Source organism: Pseudomonas sp. GM102 (assembly GCF_000282555.1).
Taxonomy (GTDB): Bacteria; Pseudomonadota; Gammaproteobacteria; order Pseudomonadales; family Pseudomonadaceae; genus Aquipseudomonas.
Genome location: NZ_AKJB01000048.1, coordinates 1 through 24,595 on the forward strand (window position 1 = coordinate 1; position 24,595 = coordinate 24,595).

At 60.3% G+C, this 24,595-nt stretch carries 22 protein-coding genes, 1 tRNA gene and 1 riboswitch; of the genes, 5 read left to right on the top strand and 18 right to left on the bottom strand.

Translation table 11 applies throughout. From position 1 onward, the window contains the following. The 12 genes from PMI18_RS19745 to PMI18_RS19695 form a co-directional block, all read right to left on the bottom strand. Positions 1-518 (bottom strand): hypothetical protein (locus tag PMI18_RS19745; protein ID WP_007898566.1); only part of this gene is annotated, 518 nt, incomplete at its 3' end. Positions 519-1,028: 510 nt separating this feature from the next. Next, positions 1,029-1,102: transfer RNA gene (locus PMI18_RS0129455), tRNA-Gly, on the bottom strand. 161 nt (positions 1,103-1,263) lie between these two features. Further along, positions 1,264-2,148, bottom strand: coding sequence for an alpha/beta fold hydrolase (locus PMI18_RS19740; protein ID WP_007898567.1), 885 nt, complete (start codon positions 2,146-2,148; stop codon positions 1,264-1,266). A 314-nt stretch (positions 2,149-2,462) separates the two neighbouring features. Next, positions 2,463-3,155 (bottom strand): pseudouridine synthase, encoded by a 693-nt coding sequence (locus PMI18_RS19735; protein ID WP_007898572.1) that lies wholly within the window; start codon positions 3,153-3,155, stop codon positions 2,463-2,465. A gap of 45 nt (positions 3,156-3,200) precedes the next feature. After that, the gene (locus tag PMI18_RS19730) at positions 3,201-3,419 is read right to left on the bottom strand and encodes a cysteine-rich CWC family protein (RefSeq protein WP_032836298.1); all 219 of its coding nucleotides are present in this window, start codon (positions 3,417-3,419) and stop codon (positions 3,201-3,203) included. Between the two features lie 92 nt (positions 3,420-3,511). Continuing rightward, positions 3,512-5,290, bottom strand: coding sequence for an allophanate hydrolase (atzF, locus tag PMI18_RS19725; protein ID WP_007898574.1), 1,779 nt, complete (start codon positions 5,288-5,290; stop codon positions 3,512-3,514). Positions 5,291-5,305: 15 nt separating this feature from the next. Beyond that, on the bottom strand, positions 5,306-9,016 hold the full coding sequence (uca, locus tag PMI18_RS19720) for an urea carboxylase (RefSeq protein ID WP_007898575.1): 3,711 nt from the start codon (positions 9,014-9,016) through the stop codon (positions 5,306-5,308). A 300-nt stretch (positions 9,017-9,316) separates the two neighbouring features. Further along, positions 9,317-9,958, bottom strand: a complete 642-nt coding sequence (locus PMI18_RS19715; RefSeq protein ID WP_007898578.1) for an urea amidolyase associated protein UAAP2 — start codon at positions 9,956-9,958, stop codon at positions 9,317-9,319. An 11-nt stretch (positions 9,959-9,969) separates the two neighbouring features. Further along, on the bottom strand, positions 9,970-10,695 hold the full coding sequence (locus PMI18_RS19710; RefSeq protein WP_007898581.1) for an urea amidolyase associated protein UAAP1: 726 nt from the start codon (positions 10,693-10,695) through the stop codon (positions 9,970-9,972). A gap of 12 nt (positions 10,696-10,707) precedes the next feature. Then, on the bottom strand, positions 10,708-11,496 hold the full coding sequence (locus PMI18_RS19705) for an ABC transporter ATP-binding protein (RefSeq protein ID WP_007898583.1): 789 nt from the start codon (positions 11,494-11,496) through the stop codon (positions 10,708-10,710). After that, positions 11,493-12,308: an ABC transporter permease gene (locus tag PMI18_RS19700; protein WP_007898585.1), complete on the bottom strand. Its 816-nt coding sequence runs from the start codon at positions 12,306-12,308 to the stop codon at positions 11,493-11,495. The genes PMI18_RS19705 and PMI18_RS19700 overlap by 4 nt, the downstream gene beginning before the upstream one ends. Positions 12,309-12,325: 17 nt before the next feature. After that, on the bottom strand, positions 12,326-13,393 hold the full coding sequence (locus tag PMI18_RS19695; protein ID WP_007898588.1) for a putative urea ABC transporter substrate-binding protein: 1,068 nt from the start codon (positions 13,391-13,393) through the stop codon (positions 12,326-12,328). 62 nt (positions 13,394-13,455) lie between these two features. Next, a riboswitch (guanidine-I (ykkC/yxkD leader) is annotated at positions 13,456-13,556 on the bottom strand. 283 nt (positions 13,557-13,839) lie between these two features. Here PMI18_RS19695 and PMI18_RS19690 point away from each other — a divergent pair. Both PMI18_RS19690 and PMI18_RS31500 read left to right on the top strand, forming a co-directional pair. Then, positions 13,840-14,079: a hypothetical protein gene (locus PMI18_RS19690; RefSeq protein WP_007898589.1), complete on the top strand. Its 240-nt coding sequence runs from the start codon at positions 13,840-13,842 to the stop codon at positions 14,077-14,079. 214 nt (positions 14,080-14,293) lie between these two features. Then, positions 14,294-14,785, top strand: coding sequence for a hypothetical protein (locus PMI18_RS31500; RefSeq protein ID WP_081235283.1), 492 nt, complete (start codon positions 14,294-14,296; stop codon positions 14,783-14,785). A gap of 50 nt (positions 14,786-14,835) precedes the next feature. Here PMI18_RS31500 and PMI18_RS19680 read toward each other — a convergent pair whose 3' ends face one another. Beyond that, positions 14,836-15,948 (bottom strand): enoyl-CoA hydratase/isomerase family protein, encoded by a 1,113-nt coding sequence (locus PMI18_RS19680; RefSeq protein WP_007898593.1) that lies wholly within the window; start codon positions 15,946-15,948, stop codon positions 14,836-14,838. A gap of 132 nt (positions 15,949-16,080) precedes the next feature. Between PMI18_RS19680 and ung the strand changes: the two genes are divergently transcribed. Beyond that, complete coding sequence (gene ung / locus PMI18_RS19675) at positions 16,081-16,773, top strand: uracil-DNA glycosylase (protein WP_007898600.1); 693 nt, start codon at positions 16,081-16,083, stop codon at positions 16,771-16,773. A gap of 115 nt (positions 16,774-16,888) precedes the next feature. On the opposite strand, the gene PMI18_RS19670 is transcribed toward ung, so the two are convergent. From PMI18_RS19670 to PMI18_RS19650, 5 genes are read right to left on the bottom strand one after another with little or no spacing between them, the layout of a single operon-like run. Further along, positions 16,889-17,929: an AbrB family transcriptional regulator gene (locus PMI18_RS19670; protein ID WP_007898602.1), complete on the bottom strand. Its 1,041-nt coding sequence runs from the start codon at positions 17,927-17,929 to the stop codon at positions 16,889-16,891. Then, positions 17,922-19,436, bottom strand: a complete 1,515-nt coding sequence (locus PMI18_RS19665) for a tripartite tricarboxylate transporter permease (RefSeq protein ID WP_007898604.1) — start codon at positions 19,434-19,436, stop codon at positions 17,922-17,924. The genes PMI18_RS19670 and PMI18_RS19665 overlap by 8 nt, the downstream gene beginning before the upstream one ends. Before the next feature lies 1 nt (position 19,437). Next, entirely contained in the window at positions 19,438-19,896 is a 459-nt protein-coding gene (locus tag PMI18_RS19660; RefSeq protein ID WP_007898606.1) for a tripartite tricarboxylate transporter TctB family protein, read from the bottom strand. 58 nt (positions 19,897-19,954) lie between these two features. After that, on the bottom strand, positions 19,955-20,932 hold the full coding sequence (locus PMI18_RS19655) for a Bug family tripartite tricarboxylate transporter substrate binding protein (RefSeq protein ID WP_007898608.1): 978 nt from the start codon (positions 20,930-20,932) through the stop codon (positions 19,955-19,957). 38 nt (positions 20,933-20,970) lie between these two features. After that, positions 20,971-22,263: an OprD family porin gene (locus PMI18_RS19650; protein ID WP_007898610.1), complete on the bottom strand. Its 1,293-nt coding sequence runs from the start codon at positions 22,261-22,263 to the stop codon at positions 20,971-20,973. A 234-nt stretch (positions 22,264-22,497) separates the two neighbouring features. Here PMI18_RS19650 and PMI18_RS19645 point away from each other — a divergent pair, with 234 nt between their 5' ends. Both PMI18_RS19645 and PMI18_RS19640 read left to right on the top strand, forming a co-directional pair. Next, positions 22,498-23,169, top strand: a complete 672-nt coding sequence (locus PMI18_RS19645) for a response regulator (protein ID WP_007898613.1) — start codon at positions 22,498-22,500, stop codon at positions 23,167-23,169. Beyond that, positions 23,162-24,550, top strand: coding sequence for a sensor histidine kinase (locus tag PMI18_RS19640; protein ID WP_007898615.1), 1,389 nt, complete (start codon positions 23,162-23,164; stop codon positions 24,548-24,550). Before PMI18_RS19645 ends, PMI18_RS19640 begins: the two co-directional genes overlap by 8 nt. Positions 24,551-24,595: the final 45 nt, after the last annotated feature.

The window sequence follows — 24,595 nt, forward strand, 5'->3', positions numbered from 1 at the left end:
CAGGCCACTGTCCAGTGGGGGGCTGCCGTTCCCGTGCCGGCAATCGTCAGCGTTGGATGATGTTCGATGACCCGGTCCAAAATCGGTTCCTGATTCGGTTCAACATCCACGAAGAAGATATGTTTTCCCTCTTCTACCATCTGTTTGAAATTGCGGAAGTGAGCATTCGGCACCTGGATACCAAAAAAGCCGCCTTCCCAGATGCAGAAGCCAAATATAACGATGGCAAGGAAGATAAAAGGCACCCAGCCTGCGGCGGATTCGGTCCAGCCCATCCAATAGGCGCCGCCAAGGACCAGTGCCGCGAGGGGCACGCCGACCAACGCACCAATCTCGCCAGAGTGAACAACATCCTGTTTCATCAACGAGTTAACCTCGTGGAGGTGATGTTCTTCAACATCAGCAACTTGTTCACTGAGCACATGAATTTGTTCGGTATTGATGCCGTTGGCTTCCAGTTCATTTTCAACGGCCTCGAGATCGTCGAGATTGTCACTGATGTAATAGTGCCGATTCATGCCACACCTCCCATCTCGTGTTGGCTGTAGACCTCCTTTGTCCTGCAGCCGTTAACTGAGATTTGCAGTCGATGTCTGTGCACGTGGGGAACGCTGCACACTTGATGCAATTCGTAGGAAGTATAGCATTCGCTAGTTTGCGGGGCAGGAAGCGTCAAGACCTGGAAGGCGGCATTGGGGCTTGGCATGCGCCGACGAGTTCTGCATTGCAGCGCCACATCCAGGCGTTCTCCTGTCAGCCATTCGTAGAGGAATCCAAAACGCTTATTTCCGTAGATATGAAAACATTAACGTTTGATGAAATTTGATAATAAATCCGTACTTTTCGAAAAAAACGCTAACAGACTTGGGTAGCCGCGCTCATCGATCAGCGGATAATGGACGAAAATTGCGGGATGTTTCAGAGCCCGATTCCACCAAACCCCAGACACAAAAAAACCGGCCATCAAGGCCGGTTTTTTGTGTTCCTGCATCCCCCGCCAAAAAACTGACGTGAGACAAAAATTCGATTGGAGCGGGTGAAGGGAATCGAACCCTCGTTATCAGCTTGGGAAGCTGGAGTAATGCCATTATACGACACCCGCTCAGAGCGGCTGACTTTGTACCAGATGTGGGCGTGAAAATGAAGTTTTTCTTTGCGCGCGATGGCTTTAGCACGGGGGAAACGAAAGCAGAGACCGCATTGCGGTCATTCGCGGGCAAGCCTCGCTCCTACAGGATGGGGCTTGCTCGCGATGACTCTGTTTCAGATTGCCAATGCATGCTGGTCCTGGACGTAGTGGTAACGCGGTCGGCTTTCGTGTTGCGCCGGTTTCAGGAAGCCCAGCAGTGCGTTGCGGCTGTCTCGGCAGGCGGCTTTGTGCTCCATGTCGAGAAAGTGGCCGGTGGCCTGAAGGGTGCTGAAGGTGCTGTGCTGCACGTGGCCGGCGAACAGCCTGGCATCGGCGGCGGCGGTGTACTCGTCCCATTCGCCGTTCATGAACAGCACCGGCACGTTGATTTTCTTTGCCGCGTTCAGATAGCAGTTGCGATCACTGTTGAGCACGTCGCTGATGTGAAAGTGCATCTGCCCGTATTCATGTTCGGCCAACGAACTGACGTGACGGTAGTTGAAACGCTTGAACAGCGAGGGCAGGTGTTTGCCGATGGTGCTGTTCACCAAGTCACCGACCCGGTTACCGTCCCGGCTGCCGAGATAATCGACACCGCGCTCAAGGTAGTCGAGCATGTGCTCGTTGACCACCGGCGAGAACGAGCTGATCACGGCCTTTTCGATGCGCCGTGGCCGTTGGGCCAGGGCGACGAGCGTGGCGGCGCCACCAAAGGAAAACGACAGCACGTGTTCGGCGGCGAAGTGGTCGATCAGCTCAAGGAGGATCTGCCCTTCGATTTCCTTGGTCAGCATTTTCTCATGCAGGTTGTGAGCCTTGGACTTGCCCGCGTAGGGCTGGTCGTAGCACACCACATTGAACTGCGGATAAAGGTTCTTCACGGTTTGGGCAAACGACGCAGTCGTGGACATCGAGCCGTTGACCAGAATAATGGTCTTCTCTGCGGCGTCTGCGCGATAGAACTCCGTGTAAACCCGGTACTGACCCTGTATATCCAGCACAGCGATTTCTGGCCTCATGTCATAAGACTCCTGGCAAGCGGGTATGCGCGCAAATCAGATTGCACGAGCTTTGTGACAGGTAGGCATACGCCTGGAATTTTGAAGGCCCATGTCGATCCATTGCTGGCTGGTCGACGGGTATTGTTATAAGCGGGCAGTTTGCCGGGGGAAGGCGGAACCTGAGGGTTCTCTGCCGGCAAAAAGTTTCTTAGAGTAGTTTTGTGACTCGTCGGTCACGTTTCGCGCCGACGTCCTGATTCAAGCAGGGGTCACGTCATCGCGCAAGTATCTTTCGTAAAATTTTCAGCGGCTTCTGCTGAGCGGTCGCCTGCTTAGATCATTCGGATCTCATCGCTGCTCAACGGCCGGTATTCGCCGGGCTTCAACACAGCGTCGAGCGCCAGTGGCCCCATGCGCTCGCGGTGCAGGCGTATCACCTTGTTGTCGAAGTGGCCGAACATCCTTTTAACCTGATGATAGCGGCCCTCGACGATGCTCAGGCGCGCAGATTTTGGCCCGAGTACGACCAGTTCGGCCGGTTGTGTGGTGAGGTCTTCGAAGGCGAAATACAGCCCTTTGGCGAAGGTGATCGCATATTCGGCAGTGATGTCCTGCTCGGTCTCGACGTAGTAGACCTTGGGCAGTTTGGTCTGCGGTTGGGTCAGGCGTCGCGACCAGCTGCCATCGTTGGTGATCAGCATCAGGCCGGTGGTGTTGAAGTCCAGGCGACCGGCGATGTGCAGGTCTTCCTTGTCCGGTTCGTCGATCAGGTCGAGCACCGTCGGGTGTTGCGGGTCGCGGGTGGCACTGACGCAGCCGGGTGGTTTGTGCAGCATGAAGTAGCGGGCCGGCTTGCCAACTTGCAGCACCTCGTCGTCGACTTCCACGCGGCTGAATTCGAGTACCTCGGCGTGGGGATCGCTAACGACTTCTCCGTCGACCCTGACGCGTTTTTCCACCAGCAACAGGCGTACCTGCTTACGGTTGAAGCGGGGCAGGTTGCTGAGGAAGCGGTCAACGCGCATGGCTAGGGTTCGGTGGGAGGATTCTGTGGGAGAGCGCCGCGCATCTTACGTGATCGGCTCAGCGGCTGCTTGCAGCTGCATCTCGACCTGGGCGCAGGCCGGGCACAGGCAGGACTTGTCGCGCAGCTCGGCGGGCAACGCCTGGAGCACCGCTGGATCGATGCTGACGCCGTAGCACCAGCAGGCACGATCGACGGTTCGCGGGTCAGCCAGGCTGCAGTCATTGGAGGCGCCGCAAGCCGGGCAGAGGTCAGGTTTATTCATGAAGGAGCATTCGATTACGGCCGGTTTGCCTGGCCCGAGACCGCGCATGATCGACCGGCGAGCACTCCTGCGCAAGCCGGCGATCCTGGAAATCAACGCCGGTCTTGCAGATACGCACGCCAACCGCCCAAATGACTGATATCCACCGCCCCCTCCAGCCCATAGGGCTCACAGATAAACCCGCTCTCCCACCGCCCATCCGCCAGTTGTACCTTGCCCAACCCCAGCGGCGCAGGAATGGCGGTCAGGAACGAACCCAACTCGCTGCTTGGCAACTCCCATACTTCCACCGCAATCGCTGCGCCACCTTCTTTCACTCGGACCATGCCAGGGCGATAGGGTGGGCCACCGGCCAGGGCATACAGCTGATAGTCGGGGGAACTGTGAGTGGCTTCGAGCAAACGGGCTCCACGCAGCTGGAGTTGCCAGTTCAGCGCCAGCCCATCCAGATGTGCTCCGCAGACCACCAGCCGTGCGCGATCATTGCGCGCAATATTTGTCGGCGCAGGCGCTGCCAAGCCTTGCTGACGTTGCAAGGCATCCGCCACGCTCAACAGATACTGATCGGTAAACGCCCGTCCGAACAACGTCACGCCCCATGGCAAACCATTGCCCATGAACCCGCTGGGCACGGCGACGGCGGCGTAATCGAGCAGGTTCATGAAGTTGGTGTAGTAGCCCAGTTCCGAGTTGCGCAGCACCGGTTCGGCCGCAAGCTCCGCCCGTGTCACCGGGCGGCCGATGGTTGGCGTGACCACGCAATCAAGGCCTTCCAGAGCTTTGTCGCACAGTGCTTTCAAAGCCTGCAGACGGTATTGGGCACGGAAGGTTTGCACGCCGGTCACCGCTGGCGCCTTGGCCAATACGGCGCGAATCACCGGCAGCACGGCTTGAGGATGTTGCTCCATCAACTCGCCGGCCACGCTGTAACGCTCCGCCACCCACGGCCCTTCATAGAGCAACCGAGCGGCTTCGAGAAACGGCGACAAATCCAGCTCGACCGCTTCGCCGCCCAAGGCTTTGAGCTGGTCGATGGCGTCACCGAAGAGCAACGGGCCTTCAGGACAGCCGAAGAACGCCAGATCCTGCGCACGGGGCACGCCAAAACGGAAGGGTGACAGAGTCCCGAAGGCCGAACCGTCATTCCACAGCGGATTACTGCGGCTGTATTCGTCCCGTGGATCGAGATGAGCGGTGAGCGCGAGCAACTGACTGGCTTCCCGGGCGGTAGCTGTGAAGGTCGTGACGCAATCGAGCGTTCGACAGGCTGGAATCACACCGGCCGTGGAGATCAGCCCTTTGCTGGCTTTCAAACCGACCAGATTATTCAATGCCGCCGGCACGCGACCGGAACCTGCCGTGTCTGTGCCCAGGGAAAAACTCGCCACGCCGAGTGCCACCGCCAATGAAGATCCGGCGCTGGAACCGCCCGACGGATACTCCGGCAACACGCTGTTCGGGCAAGCGCCATACGGCGATCGGCTGCCATTGAGGCCGGTAGCGAACTGATCGAGATTGGTCTTGCCCAACGGAATCGCACCCAGCGCCAGCAGTTGCTCGACGACGGTTGCCGAGCGTTCCGGTACATAGGCAAACGCCGGGCACGCTGCGGTGGTGGGAATGCCCGCCAGGTCGATGTTGTCCTTGATCGCGAACGGCACGCCGTACAGCGGCAGGCTGCCGGGGTCACGACCGTCGAGTGCGGCGAGGTACGGTTCCAGTTCCAGGGCACTGAGCAAATGGATGAACAGGTGATAGTCCGGGTTCAGTGCCGCGGCTTTTTCCCGCAGGTTCAACAGCAGTTGCCGAGGCGTAGTGCTGCCGTCACGGTAAGCGTTGCGCAGGGCGTCGAGTTGCAGATTGATGTTCATGGCGTTAATCCTTTTTCAATGGCTTGAGTCGAGTTCCAGCACCACCACACGCTGCCCGGCGCGCACCGGCGAACCCGGTTGCACGCGAATCTCGCGCACCACGCCCGCCATGGGCGCGAGCAGCGGGATTTCCATCTTCATCGACTCCAGAATCACCAGCACATCCCCCGCAGCGACCCGGCTGCCAGCCTGCACCTGAACCTGCCAGAGGTTGCCGGCGATGTGGCTGTCGATGCTCTGCTGACCGTCGGCCAGCGGTGCATCTTCGGTCACTTCCGGGGCCAGCTCTTCGCTGTCGAAATGCGCTTGGCCGCTGGCGATCCAGCGTTCGCGCTCGGCGTTGAACGCGCTTTTTTGCTGATCCCGAAATGCCGCGATGCCCTGGGCTTCTTTCGCCAAAAACGCCTGGTAATCCGCCAGATTCAGCTGACTGTGTTCGATGTTCAGATCAAAACGCCCAAGCGGGAAATCCCGACGAATGCGCAGCAGTTCATCGGCGCTCACCGGGTAGAAGCGGATCTGATCAAAGAAGCGCAGCAGCCACGGTTTGCCGTCGAACGCTGCAACCTCACGGTAGCGGTTCCACATCTGCAAGGTGCGGCCGACGAACTGATAACCACCGGGGCCTTCCATGCCGTACACGCACATGTAGGCGCCGCCGATGCCTACTGAGTTTTCCGCGGTCCAGGTGCGGGCCGGGTTGTACTTGGTAGTCACTAGGCGATGCCGCGGATCGAGCGGGGTGGCGACCGGTGCGCCAAGGTAAACATCGCCCAGGCCCATCACCAGATAACTGGCGTCGAACACTGTGCGTTGCACTTCGTCGAGGTTCGGCAGGTCGTTGATGCGGCGGATGAACTCCAGATTGCTCGGGCACCAGGGTGCGTCCTTGCGTACGGTGGTCACGTATTTCTCGATCGCCAACTGGCAGGCCGGGTCATCCCAGGACAGTGGCAGATGGACGATGCGCGAGGGCACCTGCAGGTCCTTGGCGGCACACACCGCGTCCCATTCTCCGGCGACAATCCCCAGCAGATCGGCCAGCGGCAGTTGCTCCGGTTGGTAGTGCACTTGCAGCGAGCGGATGCCCGGTGTCAGGTCGATCACGCCGTGCAGGTGTTTGCTTTCCAATGCCTGCATCAGCGCGTGGGCTCGGAAGCGCAGGACCAGGTCCAGCTCGGGGGCACCGATTTCCAATAACAAATGTGTGTCGCCCGACAATCTCGCCACCAGCCGGGTATTGTCCTGCCCGATATCCAGCACAACAGGCGACACAATCCCCTGTGGGAGCACATTACCTGTGGCGAGGGGGCTTGCCCCCGTTGGGTCGCGAAGCGGCCCCAATACCTGCAACCGCGTAGTACCAGATGTATCGAGTTCACCGATCGGCGACTGCTCCGCAGCCGAACGGGGGCAAGCCCCCTCGCCACAAGGGGGCTGTATTGCCAGAGAGCGAGCGGTTTTCAGATCAACCGGCAAAAACTGCACCTTGTCCCCAGCCTTGAGCTGCCCCAGTTGCCAAAGGTCCGCCTCGATCACCGTCACCGGGCAGACAAACCCGCCCAAGCTCGGGCCATCCGGTCCCAGAATCACCGGCATGTCACCGGTGAAATCCACCGCGCCAATCGCGTACGGATTGTCGTGAATGTTCGACGGATGCAGCCCTGCCTCGCCACCGTCGGCCCGCACCCATTCAGGCTTCGGCCCAATCAGCCGCACTCCGGTGCGGCTGGAGTTGAAGTGCACTTCCCACTGCGTGGCGAAGAAGGTGCCGATGTAGTTTTCGGTGAAGTATTCCGGCGCGCCGTGGGGGCCGTAGATCACCCGAATCTGCCGCACGGCGGGCAACTCGATAATGTTCTGGATCGCCAGGTTTTGCCCGGCGCTGTGGTCGCTCAAGGCCGGAATATGCAATACGTCCCCAGTGCGCAATGCACGACCGGCATGGCCACCAAACTGGCCGAGGGTGAAGGTACTTTTGCTACCCAGATAATCCGGCACTTGCACGCCGCCGCGCAGGCACAGATAGCTGCGCGCGCCTGCACCGCCAATGGTGCCGAGGCTCAAAGTGGCACCGGAGGGAATCAACAGTGCGGTATTCATCGGCACCGCTTCACCGTTCAGCATCAACGCAATCACCGCACCCGTAACGGCCACCACTGCCTCACAATTGAAGCGCAGCAGCGGCCCGGTCATGGTGATTTCCAGCGCTGCTGCACCTTCATCGTTACCCAGCAAGCGATTGCCCAGAAGCAGTGCGCGGCTGTCCATCGGCCCCGACGGAGGCACGCCCACCGCCCAGTAACCGAGGCGTCCCGGATAGTCCTGAACGCTGGTCTGCGTCCCGGCGCTGAGCACTTCAAAAGTGTTGGCTTGATAGACCAGGCTTTCCAGGCAACGGGTCCACGGCTGGCCGCTGGCAAAGGGTATATCGAGCAGAATCTGCCGCAAGTAATCGCGGTTGGTTTCCACGCCGTACAGCAGGCTGTCGCCCAGAGCCTGATGCAGATCGGCGCGTGCTGCTTCGCGAGTCGGTGCCCAACTGATGACCTTGGCGATCATCGGATCGAAGTACGGCGGGATCTCGCAACCGGCCTCGACCCAAGTGTCGATGCGCAGGTGTTTGCCATCGGTAACCGGGAAATTGACGGCAGTGAGCAGACCGGGACTCGGCTGGAAATCCCGACCGGGATCTTCGGCATAGAGTCGTGCCTGAATCGCATGACCGTCGGCTTTCAATCCCTGGCTCAACTCGCGCAGCGGCGGCAAATCACCGGCCGCCAGTTCCACCATCCAGCGCACCAGATCCACGCCCCACACTTGTTCGGTGACGCCGTGCTCCACCTGCAAACGGGTATTCACTTCAAGAAAATAGAAACGCTGGGCATCGCTGTCGAAGACGAACTCAACAGTGCCCGCGCTACGGTAATTCACCGCTTTGGCCAGTTTGATGGCCGCTGCACAGAGTTCCTCGGCCATGCCCTCGGGCAGGTTCGGCGCCGGGGTTTCTTCGAGGACTTTCTGGTTGCGTCGCTGCACCGAACAGTCGCGTACGCCGAGGGCAAGCACCTCGCCCTGGCCGTCGCCGAAGACCTGCACTTCCAGATGCCGGGCACGCTGGATGTACTTCTCGATGAACACGCCGGCGTCGCTGAAATTGTTCTGACCGAGGCGTTTGACGGCTTCGAAGGACTCGCTCAGTTCAGCAGCGCTGCGGCACACGCGCATACCGATCCCGCCCCCGCCGGCGGTGCTTTTGAGCATCACCGGGTAGCCGACCTGTTCGCCCGCTATCAACGCTGCATCGAGGCTATCGAGCAGCTCGGTACCTTCGAGCATTGGCACGCCGTGTTGCTTGGCCAGCGCACGGGCGGTGTGCTTGAGGCCGAACACCCGCAGGTGCTCCGGTGTGGGGCCGATGAAGGCGATGTCGGCCGCTTCGCAGGCTTGGGCGAATGCGGCGTTTTCCGAGAGAAAACCGTAGCCGGGATGAATCGCAGTGGCGCCGCTGGCTTTGGCGATGGCGAGGATTTTGTCGACCGCCAGATAAGTGCCAGCCGCCGCGCCTTCGCCCAGGCTGTGAGCTTCATCGGCTTGCAGGATATGCAGGCTGGCGGCGTCGGCTTCGGAGTAAACGGCAACGCCCTTGACCTGTAATTCACCCAAGGTACGCAAGATGCGACAGGCAATGGCGCCGCGGTTGGCAATGAGGATTTTTTCGAACATGGCATAACCCCCGGAGGCGATAACGCATCAGCCTCGACTTGGGATGCGGGCCGTCCCGCAGTTTTTCGAGATGCACCCGGGCCGTCCCGGATGTACAAAATTCGCGCTTTTTGTGGCGAGGGAGCTTGCTCCCGCTGGGTCGCGAAGCGGCCCCAAACCCGCCAACACTAGCGACTGCTACGCAGCCGAGCGGGAGCAAGCTCCCTCGCCACAAGGTTTAGCGGTGCTCCCGCTGTTGCAGGCACTGGCCGGAACGGGCCTGACACAAGGCAAACAACCACCGCCGCAAACGCGAAAATTTCAGTTCCATACCAGCAGCTCCGCAGGCGTCGGGTTGTAGGCGTTGCACGGATTGTTCAGTTGCGGGCAGTTGGAGATCAGCACGATCACGTCCATCTCGGCCCGCAGGTCGACGTATTTGCCCGGCGCCGAAATCCCGTCTTCGAACGTCAGCCCGCCGTCGGCCGTCACCGGCACGTTCATGAAGAAGTTGATGTTCGGCCCGATGTCTCCCTTGCCCAGCCGACCATCGTGGGCACAGGCGCGCAGGTAGTTGTCGCGGCAGCTGTGCATGTAGCGTTTCTCCAGTGCGTAACGCACGGTATTGCTCTCTTGGGCGCAGGCACCGCCGAGGGTGTCGTGACGCCCGCAGGTGTCGGCGACGATGGTCAGCATCGGTTTGCCGAGGTTGGAATAGAGCACGCTGCCGGTGTTCAGGTAGACGCTGTTCTGCCGACGCAACGTGCGCTGTACGTCATAGCGCTCCTTGGGATTGGCGAGGCTGTAGAACAACGTGTCGACGGCCTGATTGCCTTCCAGGTCGAGGATGCGCAAGGTCTGGCCGGCCTTGACCTCAATCAGCCAGGGTTCGCCGGCGGGGATGGTGGCGCGGTACACCGCGGTTTCAGGTAGCTGTTGAGCAGTGGCGATAGCGAGTGACATGGCAGCGATCCTCAGGCGAACAGACGGTCGGTGTTGATGAAGCCGCGCTCGTTTTCCGGGCGCGAGGTGCGGCAGTGTTCGGCGACACTCGCATCGGCGTTCATCCAGCTGAGCTTCAGCGGTTTCGGCGCGTATTCGGGGGATGGATCCATCGGGTGTTGCAGCGCGGTGAGCACCACCAGAGTGTCCATCGGCGCATACAATTCGATGTAATCACCGGCCTTGGAATGGCCTTCGACGAAGTGGAAATGCCCGGCCTCATCGACGTTCACGCGGCTGAACAGGTTCAGGGTCATCAACAGATCGGACAGGCTCAAACCCCACTTGCCCAGTTCCACCAACAGGTTGTCGGTGCCGTTGCGGAAGAAGCCGTTGCGCAGTTCCTGATAGCGGCCCGCGCCGTATTTTTGCGCGACTTCTTCAGCGCAGAGAACACCACCGAGACTGTCGCTCCAGCCACAGGTGTCGGCGGTAATGGCGGCGAGCACGCGGCCCATGTCCGAGTACAGGCAATGGCCAGTGGTGAGCTTGGCGGTGTGTTGGCATTTGAGGCTGTCGGGCAGGTTCAGGCGTTCGGTTTTTTCGTTGGCGTTGAGTAGCGTCAGGCTGACGTTGGCACCGCCGCGCAGGTCGGTCAGGCGCAGCAATTGGCCGCGTTTCAGGACGAAGGAGCGATGGCCGCCGCCGGGGAGCATTTCTTCGGCGAAGGGCGGAAATAGTTGGGTCGAATCAGTCATGTGTAAATTCCTCTAAGCGATGCGAAGCGAACCTGCCAACTGAGCCGGCAGGGCGTCGACGGCGGCGCGATTGGCGCGGCGGTCGCTGTTCAAAGGGATGTCGTAGGTGATGCGTGCGCCATAGGCGCCGGGGGCGTGCGGGTCGATGCGGACCTTGTCGAACACCAGCAAACGGGTGCCGAGGCTGAAACCTTCGGAAAGGTCATGGGTGACCATGAACACTGTCAGCTGGGTCTCGCGCCACAGTTCCAGCAGCAAGCCGTGCATGTCCTTGCGGATGCCCGGATCGAGCGCGCCGAAGGGTTCGTCGAGCAGCAGCACGCGCGGCTTCATGATCAGCGCTTGGGCGATCGCCAGCCGCTGTTGCATACCGCCGGAGAGCTGCGCCGGGTACTTGTCCAGCGAGTGACCGAGGCCGACTTTGTGCAGCAACACTGAGGCTTGTTCGCGTGCGTCTTTTTTAGCGCTGCCGAACAACCGCCCAAGTAGTGGCGAGCGTGGCAGTTCCAGGCCCAGGGCGACGTTATCCAGCACGGTCAAGTGCGGGAACACCGAGTAGCGCTGGAACACCACGCCGCGGCTCGAATCCGGTTCGCCAGCCAGTGCCTGGCCGTCCAACAGAATCTCGCCGCGACTAGCGCGTTCCTGACCCAGTAATAGCCGCAGGAAAGTCGACTTGCCGCAACCCGACGCGCCGACCAAGGTGCAGAACTCACCCTCGTTGACGCTCAGGTTCAGCCCTTCGAGTACCACCTGATCGGCATATTGCTGCCAGACGTTTTTTACCGTAATGAAGCTCATGCCCGCGCTCCTTCATACCAAGGAAAAGCACGCTGAGTCAGGCGTTTCAGGCCCCAGTCCATCAACCAGGCGAGCAGGGTGATCCAGACCACGTAGGGCAAAATCACGTCCATCGCCAGGTAGCGGCGCACCAGGAAAATCCGATAGCCGAGACCATCGGTGGAGGCGATGGCTTCGGCAGCGATCAGGAACAACCACGCCGAACCCAGCATCAGTCGCAGCGAGATCAGCAGACGCGGCAACAATTGCGGCAGCACCACGCGCAGCATCAAGGTCCAGGTCGAAGCGCCAAGTGTCTGAGCCTTGATCAGCAACTCGACGGGAATTTCCCGGGCGCGCTGTTCCAGATCCCGGGCCAGGCACGGGGTGATACCGATCACGATCAGCATCACTTTCGACAACTCCCCCAGCCCGAACACGATGAACAGAATCGGCAGGATCGCCAGTGGCGGCACCATCGACAGCACGGTGAGTACCGGCGACAAAGGTGCGCCGAACAGCGGCAGGGTTCCGGCGGCGATGCCCAGGCACAGCCCGGCCAATGCACTGATGCCGAGGCCGATGGCCAGCCGTCGCAGGCTGGCGGCGCTGTCTTGCCAGAGCAGGTATTCACCGGTGCGGGTGTCGGCGGTGAAGGCCAGGCGTTTCACCGCGTCGGTCATCTGCACGGCACTGGGCAGCAGTTTGTCGTTGGGGTTGTCCATCAGCCGATCGGCCGATCCCATGAAGTAGGCGAACAACACCAGGGCGAACGGCAGGATCACCAACAGCAGGCGACTCGGGCGATCCGGGTGGCGATTGATCAGGCGCATGGCCTAGTCCTCCGTTGTTACAACGTGGAGTCGGCAGCCATCTGCACGTAGCTCGGGTCGAAGCGCAGCTTGAGGTTGGTCTTGTCGCCGCTGGTCACGCCATTGGCGAAGGCCATGCCGATGGCGCTGGTGTCCTTGGCGCCTTCACCCAGCAAGCCGTGCTGAAAGGAGAACTCGGCGACCTTGCGCATGGTGTCGGGCAGTTGCTTGCTGGTGGCGAATTCCAACGCTTCTTTTGGTGTGGCAAACAATTTGGTGGTGTCGAGTTGCGCCTGGAAACCGGCCAGGTCGGTGCCCGAGGCTTTGGCCATGTGTTCGAGGGCGGCTTTGCTGGCGGCGTTTTTGGCGTTCATCAATGCCACCACTTCGAACCAGGCGCCGGTCAGGGCTTTGCCCAGGGCCGGGTTGTCTTTGAGGGTGGCGCTGTTGACCACCATCATGTCCATGATTTCGCCGGGAACCTGGCTGGAGTTGAAGACTTCGGTCACGCCGGGCTTGGCCTTGATGTCCGAAAGCATCGGGTTCCAGGTGGTGACGGCGTTGACTTGATCGGTGTTGAAGGCGGCCGAGATGTCGGCGTCGGAAGTGTTGACCACTTTCAGGTCTTTCTCGGTGAGGTCCACCGAATCGAGTGCCCGGGCCAATAGATAGTGGGACACCGAGAGTTCAACCAGGTTGACGTCCATGCCCTTGAGGTCGGCGACTTTCTTGCCTTCGCCTTTGAGCACGATGCCGTCGTTGCCGTTGGAGAAGTCGCTGACGATCAGCGCTGTGCTGTCGACGCCACCGGCCGCCGGAATGGTCAGCGCATCCATGTTGGTCATGGTGCAACCGTCGAACTGGCCGGCGGTGTATTGGTTGATGGATTCGACGTAATCGTTGAGCTGCACCACATCGATCTTGATGCCGTACTTTTTCGCCCATTTGTCGACGATGCCTTGGCTGCCGGCATATTCCCAGGGCATCCAGCCGGCATAAATAGTCCAGCAGACGCTGAAATGGTCTTTTTGTGCGGCCTGGGACGAGACGCTCACGAGGGCTGCAAAAGCAGCGGCGAGCAGGGTGGGTAAACGAAGTCGGGACATGGTGTGGTTCTCCAGTTGATCAAGGGCGGACAGGAAGGCAGCGGCACCGCGAACGGTGGCTTGTCTCCCGGGCTTTTGTCCCGCCGTGTAACCTCAACTGGAGGTCGCCAACTCTCGGACCAGCCACTCGCGATAGCGAGCCGGAACCCTAGTCAGCCATTGCAAATTGTGGTGCCGCGAACCTGTGATGACTCCTGCACGCCTTTGGTTAAGCGAGAGCCGTGCCAAGTCGGCTTGAACCCTCTGGGTGGGGGCATGCAGGAAGGAGGGCGGATAAAGGGGGCGTGCGCCTTGCCTTGTCATGGTGCGTTGGCGCGCAACCGTGCACCGTAGATGGACGGGCTGGCCGCTGATCTGAAGGCCGATACCGTCTGGCACTCGGTGCAGGTTTGAAAGTCAAAACAGTTGTCAGTCGACTGCTGTTGCAGGTCTTTCAGGAGGCCTCCATGTTCTGTCAAAAAAAGCTCCGCCAAATATTCCTCAGCGTGTGTTTTGGTTTGGGCCTGTCCGGCTGTTACTACTATGCAGGTGGCGCCGATATTTATCCGACACCCTATTACTATCCTGGCTATTACTACTCACCTTACTACTACGGCGGCCCGCGTTTTTACGGCGGCTATCGTTACTATTATTTCAGTGGTCCCCGTCATCACCATCGCGGCGGACACTATCGCGGGCACCGCTGATCAGCTCATGAATGCAACGGCGCATCCGGCTTCCCCGACGCGCCGTTTTTCTTATGGGAAAGATGAAAAACCTTTCATCGGCTACTTGTTTCAACGTGTTGCAGGAACGCACCAGATTCCGAATTCACTGTCTGATATTTCGACAGTCGCCGAACCATTGACTGTCGCCTGCCAGCGTCGCTGGCATGGCTCACTCGCGGTCCAGGAGGCCGCTATGCTCTGTCAAAAAAAGCTCCGCCAAATTCTGCTGATTGTTTTATCGGGATTGTCTCTTGGTGCATGCGTGCCCTATTCCGATGGAGGATCCAGCTACTACCGTTCCGAGGTCTACACATCCCCAGCGCCGTACTACTCCGGTGGCGGGTCTTACTACTCTGATGGCCGTTACTACTCGGCCCCGCGCAGGTATTACTCGCCGCCTGCACGGTATTACCAGCCATCGCCGCGTTATTACTACCAGCCGCGGGTTTATCAACCGGCACCGCGCTATTACCAGCCGGCGCCACGAGCTGACTACCGCGTCTACCAGAACCGTGGATGGGACCGTCATGACCGCGGCGGTTGGGACGGTCGTAACCGGGGCGATTGGGACGGCCGGAACCGAGGCGGCCGGGGCGATGGCTATCGAGGCCACAGGGATCACCGTGATGGAAGAGGCGATCACCGCGGTCGGGGCGATCACGATGGCCGAGACGGCCACCGTTAACCATTCAATTAAAAACGGCGCATGAAGCGCCGTTTTTTTGTGCCTGGATTTCAGTACTCAGACAGATCGGCCAGAGGGTGCCGACCTTCCCATACCTTGCGAAAATGCGCCTCCACCGCAGCTTCCGGCACATTGTTGATGTCCGGCCAGTGCCAGTGAGGTTTCTGGTCCTTGTCGATCAACCGCGCGCGAACGCCCTCGCTGAACTCAGGATGACGGCAGCAGTTGAGGCTTATGGTGTATTCCATCTGAAAGACTTGAGCCAGTGACAGGTGCCGGGCGCGAACGATCTGTTCCCACACCAGATGAGCGGTCAGGGGCGAGCCTTCAGCCATGGTTTTGGCGGCACGACCGAGCAGCGGGTCGGAATGATCGCGCAGCGCACTGATGGCCTTCCAGGCGCAACGAACGTCGCTGACATCCAACAGTTCGTCGATCAGCTCGCGTCGAGGCAACCACTGCGCTTCGGGCATCTGCGCGAGCGCTTCCTGCTGCAAGGCCTTGAGCAGGCTATTGAGCTGCATGGCTGTCTGTTCCTGCCAGTTCAATTGCAGCAAACCTTCGAGCAGCTCATGTTGTTGATCATCACGCAGGAAGCGGTCGGCGAGGTCCAGATCGATTGCATCACGACCGTTCATCTGAGCGCCGGTTAGGCCGAGAAACAATCCGAGCTTGCCGGGCAACCGCGACAGAAACCAACTGGCGCCGACGTCCGGGTACAAGCCGATGCCGATCTCCGGCATCGCCAGCCGGCTGCTTGGCGTGACGATCCGAATGCTCGCCCCTTGCAGCAGCCCCATGCCACCGCCCAGCACGTAACCATGCCCCCAACAGATCAGCGGTTTCGGGTAGGTGTGCAGGTTGAAGTCGAGGCGATATTCTGCCGCAAAGAAGTGTGCAGCCAAGGGCGGCACTTCGCCGGGAAGGGCACGACACGCCTCCACCAGGCTGCGTACTTCACCGCCGGCGCAAAAAGCCTTGGCGCCATTGCCGCGCAGCAGCACGCAAACGATCTGTGGCTCCTTGGCCCAGGCGTCCAGTTGATCGCGCAGGGCGTTGATCATCGGTAAGGAGAGGGCGTTGAGGGACTTTTCGGCATCCAGGCTGGCAATGCCGATGCGTGCGCCGTCGGTGCCGGTGAGTTCTTCGAAGTGCAGATTCATCGTGACCTCGATCGGTAAATTGAGCGTTTAGTATGATCGCTCTATAGGAAAGTGCCGGATCTGCGTCAGATCAATTGACAAGCGTGATGGGCTTTCCTAGGGTTCGCCCCATTGTTTTTACCGGATGTAACCATGACTGCTGACGACCGTATCAAACTCGAACCGAGCTGGAAGGAGGCACTGCGTGCTGAATTCGACCAGCCTTACATGGCAGAGTTGCGCTCATTCCTGCAACAGGAACGCGCGGCGGGCAAAGAGATCTATCCACCCGGACCGATGATTTTCAACGCGCTCAATTCCACGCCGCTGGACAAGGTCAAAGTGGTCATTCTCGGTCAAGACCCTTACCACGGCCCGGGTCAGGCCCATGGGTTGTGCTTCTCGGTACAACCGGGCGTACCGGCGCCGCCATCGCTGGTGAACATTTACAAAGAGTTGAAGCGCGACCTGAACATCGACATTCCCAACCATGGCTACCTGCAGAGTTGGGCAGAGCAGGGCGTGTTGATGCTCAACACCACCATGACCGTGGAGCGCGCGAATGCCAACGCCCATGCGGGCAAGGGCTGGCAATATTTTACCGACCGGATTATCGAAGTGGTCAGCGAGCACCAGCCACATCTGGTGTTCCTGCTATGGGGCGCGCATGCGCAGAGTAAGCAGAAACTCATCGATGCCACCAAACACCTGGTGTTGACCTCAGTCCATCCATCGCCGCTGTCCGCTTATCGCGGCTTCCTCGGCTGCGGGCACTTCAGCCGGGCGAACAAGTTTCTGGAGCAGAATGGCGAGACGCCGATCGAGTGGCGGTTGCCGTCGGTCTGAAGATTGCCTTCGCGGGCAAGCCTCGCTCCTACAGATTTTGTGCCGGACGCAAACCCGCGACTAGCCGAAATCCTGTAGGAGCGAGGCTTGCCCGCGAAGAAGGCGACTCGGTCTATCAGGGAGAATCCGGCTCCCGGTTCCAATACCGAAACAACGGCTCCGCCAGAAACAATACAAACAACAACCGCATCACCTGCATCGCCGTCACCAACGGTACCGACAATTGCAGGGTTTCTGCCGTCAAACTCATCTCGGCAATCCCGCCGGGCATCATGCCCAAGGTCAGCGAACGCAGATCCAGCTGAGTCAGGGCACTCAAACCCAATGCCGCCAGGGTTGCGATCAACATGGTCAACACCGTGCCGAGCAGGGTTCGGCCCATGAAGGACGGTGCCCGCCGGAAGAACTGCCGATTGAAGTGGCAACCCAATCCACTGCCGATCAGCCACTGGCCGATCTGACTGCCGCCGTTGGGCAGTCCGATGTGCAGGTCCCAACCAATGCTCACCGCCGCACTCACCAGTAACGGTCCGAATAGCCACGGATTGGGCTGGCGCAGACGTTGCCAGATCCAGGCGGCAAGAGCGCCCGCCGGGAACAGAATCGCCAGCCAGCGCCAGTCGACGCTGCCGGCATGGGCGATCGGTGCACCGTCGCCCAATAGATATTTGAAGGCCGCCGGCACACACAGCACCACCACCAGCACCCGCAAACTCTGCCCCGCCGCGACACGGCTGAGCACCGCGCCGTTGCGCGCGCCGAGGTTGACCATCTCCCCGGAGCCACCGGGCATGCTGGAAAAGAATGCGGTGGCGCGATCTTCCCCGGTACGCCGCATCAACCAGACCCCGACCACCGCGGACAGGCTGGTGACCAACGCACCGAAGAAGATCAGACCGAAGTGGCTCAACACCTGCTCCATCACCACCGGGGTGAAGTGCAGGCCGATGCCGATACCGACGATCCACTGGCCGCACTTGCGCCCGCCAGGGATTTCCGCCAATTGCCAGGGAGTCAGGCAGCGCACCAGGATGATCGCCAGCAACGAGCCGACCATCCACGGTAGCGGCCAGCCGATCTGGCTGGCGAGGTAACCGCCCAGCAGACCGACCAGCGGTGTTCCCCACCAGCTTTTGAACGGGGTGCGATCAGACATCGGCGATAGCACGCCGGGCGACCGAACGTTTGCGCCAGATACGCAGGATCGGCACCAGCAGCATTACGACGATCAGCGCCCAGACACCCATGGTGATCCCGCTGGACCAGAGAATTTCCAGTGAACCGTTGGAGATCGACAAGGCGCGACGCAGATTCTGTTCCATCAACCCACCGAGAATGAAACCCAGCAGCACGGGCGACAACGGGAAGTCTAGCTTGCGCAGGATGTAACCGAAGATGCCGATACCGATCATCAGGAATAGGTCGAAGGTGGTCGCATGTACCGCGAAGACGCCGATGGCGGTGATGATCGCGATCATCGGTACCAGCGCCCAGTTCGGCACGGCGAGGATGCGGGTGAAGATACGGATCATCGGAATGTTGAGGATCACCAGCATTATGTTGGCAATAAACAACGAGGCAATCAGGCCCCAGACGATGTCCGGTTGCTGTTGGAACAGCAGCGGGCCCGGCGTGATGTTGTACAGCGACAGTGCGCCGATCATCACCGCAGTCGTGCCCGAACCTGGCACACCCAGCGTCAACATCGGCACCAGCGCGCCGCAAGCTTCAGCGCCGATAGCGGTTTCCGGGGCGGCGAGACCACGTTTGTCGCCCTGCCCGAATTTGCCGCTTGGGCCCGCGATGCGTTTTTCGGTCATGTAAGCCACGGCGCTGGCCAGCGTCGCGCCGGCACCAGGCAGCACGCCCATGATGAAACCGAGCACACCGCAACGCATGTTCACCCAGAACACCGAGGCGGCTTCCTTGAAGTTGAACATCATGCGACCGGTGGCTTTGAACGCTTCCTGACCGCGGTGGGTTTTTTCCAGCAGCAGGAGAATTTCACTGATGGAGAACAGGCCCAGTACCAGCACCACAAACTGAATGCCATCGGTGAGATGAATGTTGTCCCCGGTGAATCGGTACACACCGCTGTTGGCATCAATGCCGACGGTCGACAGGAACAGGCCGATCAGCGCGGCGATAAAGGTCTTCAGTGGTCGGTCGCCGGCCATGCCGCCGAGGCAGACAATCGCGAACACCATCAGGACGAAGTATTCCGCCGGACCGAAGGCAATCGCCCATTTCGCCAGAATCGGTGCAAACACCACCATCCCGCAGGTCGCGATGAAGGCGCCGATGAACGAGCTCCAGGCCGACAGCGACAGTGCAACCCCCGCCATGCCTTGACGCGCCATCGGGTAGCCGTCGAGGGTGGTCATCACGGTAGACGCTTCCCCCGGGATGTTCAGCAGGATCGAGCTGATCCGGCCGCCGTATTCACAACCCAGATAGACCGCTGCCAGCAGGATCAACGCCGACTCCGGTGGCAGGCCCAGGGCGAACGCGATGGGGATCAATAGCGCCACGCCGTTGATCGGCCCCAGGCCCGGCAGCAGGCCGACGACGGTGCCGATCAGTGTGCCACTGAGTGCGGTCACCAGGTTGTATGGCGTTAATGCGACACCGAAGCCGTGACTCAAATAACCAAGCGTATCCATATCAGTTCTCCAAAACGTCAAGCAGGCCCAAAGGCAGCGGGACGTCCATGACTTTGTCGAACAGCAGGTACAGGCCGATACTCATCAGGCTGATGATCACCGCGCTCGGCAACCAGCGTCCGCCGTACAGGCGCGCCATTGGAATGCCGATCAACAGGCTGCTGAGGATGAAGCCCAAGGGTTCGAACAGACCGGCGAAGATCAGCAACAACAGCACGCAAAGGCCAATCTTGTGCAGGGTCTCGCGATCCATCGGTGGATCGTCAGTCGTGTGGATGATCGGCGACGGGCGAAATACCATGTAAACCAGCCCCAGCCCCATCAGGCCCAACATCAATAACGGGAAGGCGCGGGGACCGATGGGTTCATAGGAAAACGGAGCCTGATAGGGCCAGGCCATCAGTATCAGGCACAGACAGGCCAGCAACAGCACCGAAGCAAAAATGCGTTGTATGAGCATGAGGAACTCCTGGGCCACGACCCCGAGAACCAGGGTCGTAGCCGCTAGACAGAGGCGATCACTGGATCAGGCCGAACTCTTTGGCCAGCACTTTGTAGTCCGCGACCTGCTTCTTCACGTAGGTGTCGAGCTCCGGGCCGGTCATGGCGAACGGGAACAGTTCACGCTGATCGCGCAGCTTGGCGAAGTCCTCGGAGGCCAGCAGTTTGTCGAAGGCGTCTTTCCACCAGGCGTAGTCTTCGTCGCTGACTTTTGGCCCGAGGTAGAAGCCGCGAACCACGGGCCAGACGATGTCGTAGCCTTGCTCTTTAGCCGTCGGAATGTTCTTCATTTCCGGCTCGTCCAGACGCTTCTCGGAGAACACCGCGAGCAGACGCATGTCGCCGCTCTGGATGTGTGGCATGGAGTCGGAGATGTCGGTGCTGCCGACCTGGATGTGGCCACCGAGCAAGGCGGTGGCGATTTCACCGCCGCCTTCGAGGGCGACATAACGCAGGTCGCGCGGGTTGATCCCGGCCGCCTTGGCGATCAGTGCGGTTTGCATCCAGTCCTGGCTGCCGACGGTGCCGCCGGAACCGATCACCACTTTGCTCGGATCTTTCTTCAGCGCCTGAACCAGATCGTCCAGGGTCTTGTAAGGCGAATCGCTTTTCACCGCGATGGCGCCATAGCTGGTGCCGACGGCGGCCAGCCAACGAACGTTGGTTTCATCGAAACGACCGAACTTGCCTTGTGCCAGGTTCAGCAGCGAACCGCTGGACCACGCCACCAGCGTGCCGGCATCGGCTGGACGCTGGGCGACCACCGCGTTGTACGCCACCGCGCCGACACCGCCGGGCATGTAGGTCACGCGCATCGGTTTGGTCAGCAGTTTTTCATTCACCAGCGCGCTTTGCGCCAGTTTGCAGGTCAGGTCGAAACCGCCGCCTGGCGAGGCCGGGGCGATGCATTCCGGACGTTTCGGTTCGGCCATCAATTGGCCGGCGAACAGCATGACGCCGGCGGCCAGAGCAACTTTACGCAGTGAGAGGTTCATTCAAGTCTCCTTGGGATTTTTGTTATGGACGTACTGAATTACCAAAGTGCAACGCTATAGCTCACCAGCAGACGCACTTCATCGGCATCGCGAGCGGAGTAGTTGGAACGGTAGGTGGCATTGCGCAGGCGTACGGCGACATCTTTCAGGGCGCCACTTTGTACGACGTATTTGATCTCGGTGTTGCGTTCCCACTCTTTGCCTTCATCACCGTTCTTGAGCTTGATGTTGTCACCGCTCAGGTAACGGCTCATGAAGCTCAGGCCCGGAATACCGAGTTTGGAGAAGTCATAGTCGTAACGCGCTTGCCAGGAGCGTTCTTCGGCGCCGGCAAAGTCGTTGATCTGCACGAAGTTGACCAGGTACGGATCACTGCCGTCGACGTAAGGGAAGGCGCTGTCACCGGACATGTGCTGATAACCGGCGCTGAATTTATGCCCGCTCAAGGCATAGCTCACCAGCCCGTTCAGGGATTGGTTGTCGATCTTGCCACCCCGGGCTGCGCCCTCGTCGTCACTGATGGCCAATCGCAGGTCGGTGCCGAACGTGCCGGGGCCGAACGGTTGCGAGGCGACCACGCCAAGGAAGTGCTGGTTGTAGATTTCATCGAGTTGGGCGAAGTGGTAGCTGCCGGTGATCTTGTCGGTGAACTTGTAATCCACGCCGCCAAAATCAAAGTGCTTGCCGGCCACGGTGCCGGCGAAACGGCTGTTCTTGTTGTTGAGGGCGATGTCCTCGAAGTCGGTGCTGTCGCGGTCCTTGGCTTTCTCCAGACGCCCGCCGGTGAAGGTCAGGTTCTTGATTTCTTTGGAGGTCAGCAGGCCGCCTTCAAAGGTCTGCGGCAGAATGCGCCCGTCGTTGGCTTTGAGAATCGGCAATTCCGGAATCAGGCTGCCGATTTTCAGTTCCGTGGCGGAGATTTTCATTTTGCCGGTCAGGCCGAGCTTGGAATATTCATCCGCCGCGCGCCCGTCGTCATGGGTCGGCAACAGGCCGGTGCCGGTGCGGTCCGGACTTGAATCGAGTTTTACCCCCAGCATGCCCAGCGCATCGACACCGAACCCCACGGTGCCGTCGGTGTAACCCGATTGCAGATTGAGCATGAACCCCTGGGCCCATTCGTCCCGCTTGGATTGCTGGGCGCTGGTACCGTCGCGAAAGTCGCGGTTGAAATACATGTTGCGGGTTTCGAAGGTTGCCGTACTGTCTTCGAAGAAGGCAGCCTGGCTCAACGGCGAAAAGCCGGCGAGGGCGGCGGCACTGGCAAGGGCGGTGTGGCTGAGGCGGGAAAAACGAGCAGGCGGGCAAGCCTGGAGCTGCATGGACAGCATGGTGACGTACTCCGTTTATTGTTCTTATTGGCGAAAACGCTTCGAGGCGTTTTTCGTACTGCTATGGGCACTAGCAACGGCAGTCGAAACTGTCCGTGGCTGGACTCTAACCGGCCAACCTTTCGCTAACCTTTCAGCTGACTTTCACGGTTTTCGGGCTTCACAGCGACGGATGCGGCTGTAAACTCCGCGCCAAAGAATGGCGTCGACCATCCCTGAATGAGGTAAAGATCCATGCGTGTTCTGCTCGTTGAAGACCATCTGCAGCTTGCCGAAAGTGTCGCTCAGGCGCTCAAGAGCACCGGGCTGACCGTGGATGTGTTGCACGACGGTGTGGCAGCCGACCTGGCCTTGAGCAGCGAGGAATACGCGGTGGCGATCCTCGATGTCGGCCTGCCGCGCATGGATGGCTTCGAAGTGCTGGCGCGCCTTCGGGCCCGGGGCAAGAACCTGCCGGTGCTGATGCTCACCGCTCGCAGCGACGTCAAGGATCGGGTCCATGGCCTGAACCTTGGGGCCGACGATTACCTGGCCAAACCCTTCGAACTGACAGAGCTCGAAGCCCGGGTCAAAGCCTTGCTGCGCCGCAGCGTGCTCGGCGGTGAACGCCAGCAGCGTTGTGGCGTGCTGGCCTATGATCTGGACACCCGGCGCTTCACCCTTGGCGAAGAATTGCTGACTCTGACCTCCCGTGAACAGGCGGTGCTCGAGGCCCTGATCGCCCGTCCCGGTCGGGTGATGAGCAAGGAGCAACTGGCCGCCCAGGTCTTCGGTCTGGACGAGGAGGCCAGTCCCGATGCCATCGAAATCTACGTTCACCGCTTGCGCAAGAAACTCGACGGCCAACCGGTAGCTATCGTGACCTTCCGCGGCCTTGGCTATCTGCTGGAAAGTCGCGATGCATAAGCTCAGCAGCCTGCGTTGGCGGTTGCTGTGGAACCTCGCGCTGTTGTTGGTGGTGTTGATGCTCGCCAGTGGTTTGAGCGCGTACTGGAACGGTCGCGAAGCCGCTGACACCGCTTATGACCGGACCTTGCTGGCCTCGGCGCGGACCATCGCCGCCGGCCTGTCCCAGCGCGACGGCAGCCTCAGCGCCAACGTGCCTTACGTGGCCCTCGATACATTCGCCTACGACAGCGCCGGGCGAATTTTTTACCTGGTCAACGACATCAACCAGAAGCTGATCTCGGGCTATGAAAACCTGCCGGCACCGCCGCCGGGAACGCCGCGTACCGATGATTATCCGGCGCTGGCGCGTTTCTATAACGCCACTTATCAAGGGCAGAACGTGCGAGTGGTCAGCCTGCTCAAAGCGGTCAGCGAGCCGAACATGAACGGCATGGCGGAAATCCGCGTGGCGGAAACCGATGAGGCACGGGTCCGCATGGCTCGTAGCCTGATGGCCGACACGTTGTTGCGTCTGGGCATGCTGGCGATCGGTGCATTGCTGCTGGTGTGGTTTGCGGTCAGTGCGGCACTGCGTCCGCTGGAGCGCTTGCGCACGGCGGTGGAAGAACGTCAGCCCGATGACTTGCGGCCATTGCCCTTGGTGGAAGTGCAGCACGAGTTGGGGCCGCTGGTGCGTGCGCTCAATCACTTTACCGAGCGTTTGCGCGGACAGTTCGAGCGCCAGGCGCAGTTCATCGCCGACGCCGCCCACGAATTGCGTACTCCGTTAGCGGCGCTCAAGGCACGGCTCGAACTGGGTATGCGGTCGAACGAACCCGAAACCTGGCGCAGCACCCTGGAAACCGCCGCCCAAGGCACGGATCGCCTGACCCATCTGGCCAATCAATTGCTTTCGCTGGCACGGGTCGAGAATGGCGCCCGGGCCATTGCCGAGGGCGGTGCGCAATTGCTCGACCTCAGTCAGTTGGCCCGTGAACTGGGCATGGCCATGGCGCCGTTGGCCCATGCACGTGGCGTGGCGCTGGCGCTGGAAGCCGATGAGCCGGTGTGGCTGCGCGGCGAGCCGACGTTGTTGAATGAACTGTTGAGCAACCTGGTGGACAACGCGCTGGCCCACACGCCGCCGGGCGGCAATGTGATCTTGCGGGTCATGGCGCCAGCGGTGCTGGAGGTCGAGGACGATGGTCCGGGAATTCCCCTTGAAGAACGGGATCGGGTGTTCGAGCGTTTTTATCGGCGTAACGAACAGGTGGCTGGATCGGGGTTGGGCTTGGCCATCGTCGGCGAGATCTGCCGCGCCCACCTGGCGCAGATCAGCCTGCATGATGGCGAGCGGGCGGGGTTGAAGGTGCGGGTGAGTTTTATTGCGGGGGAGTGATGGTGTTTGTTATGGCCTCTTCGCGGGCAAGCCTCGCTCCTACAA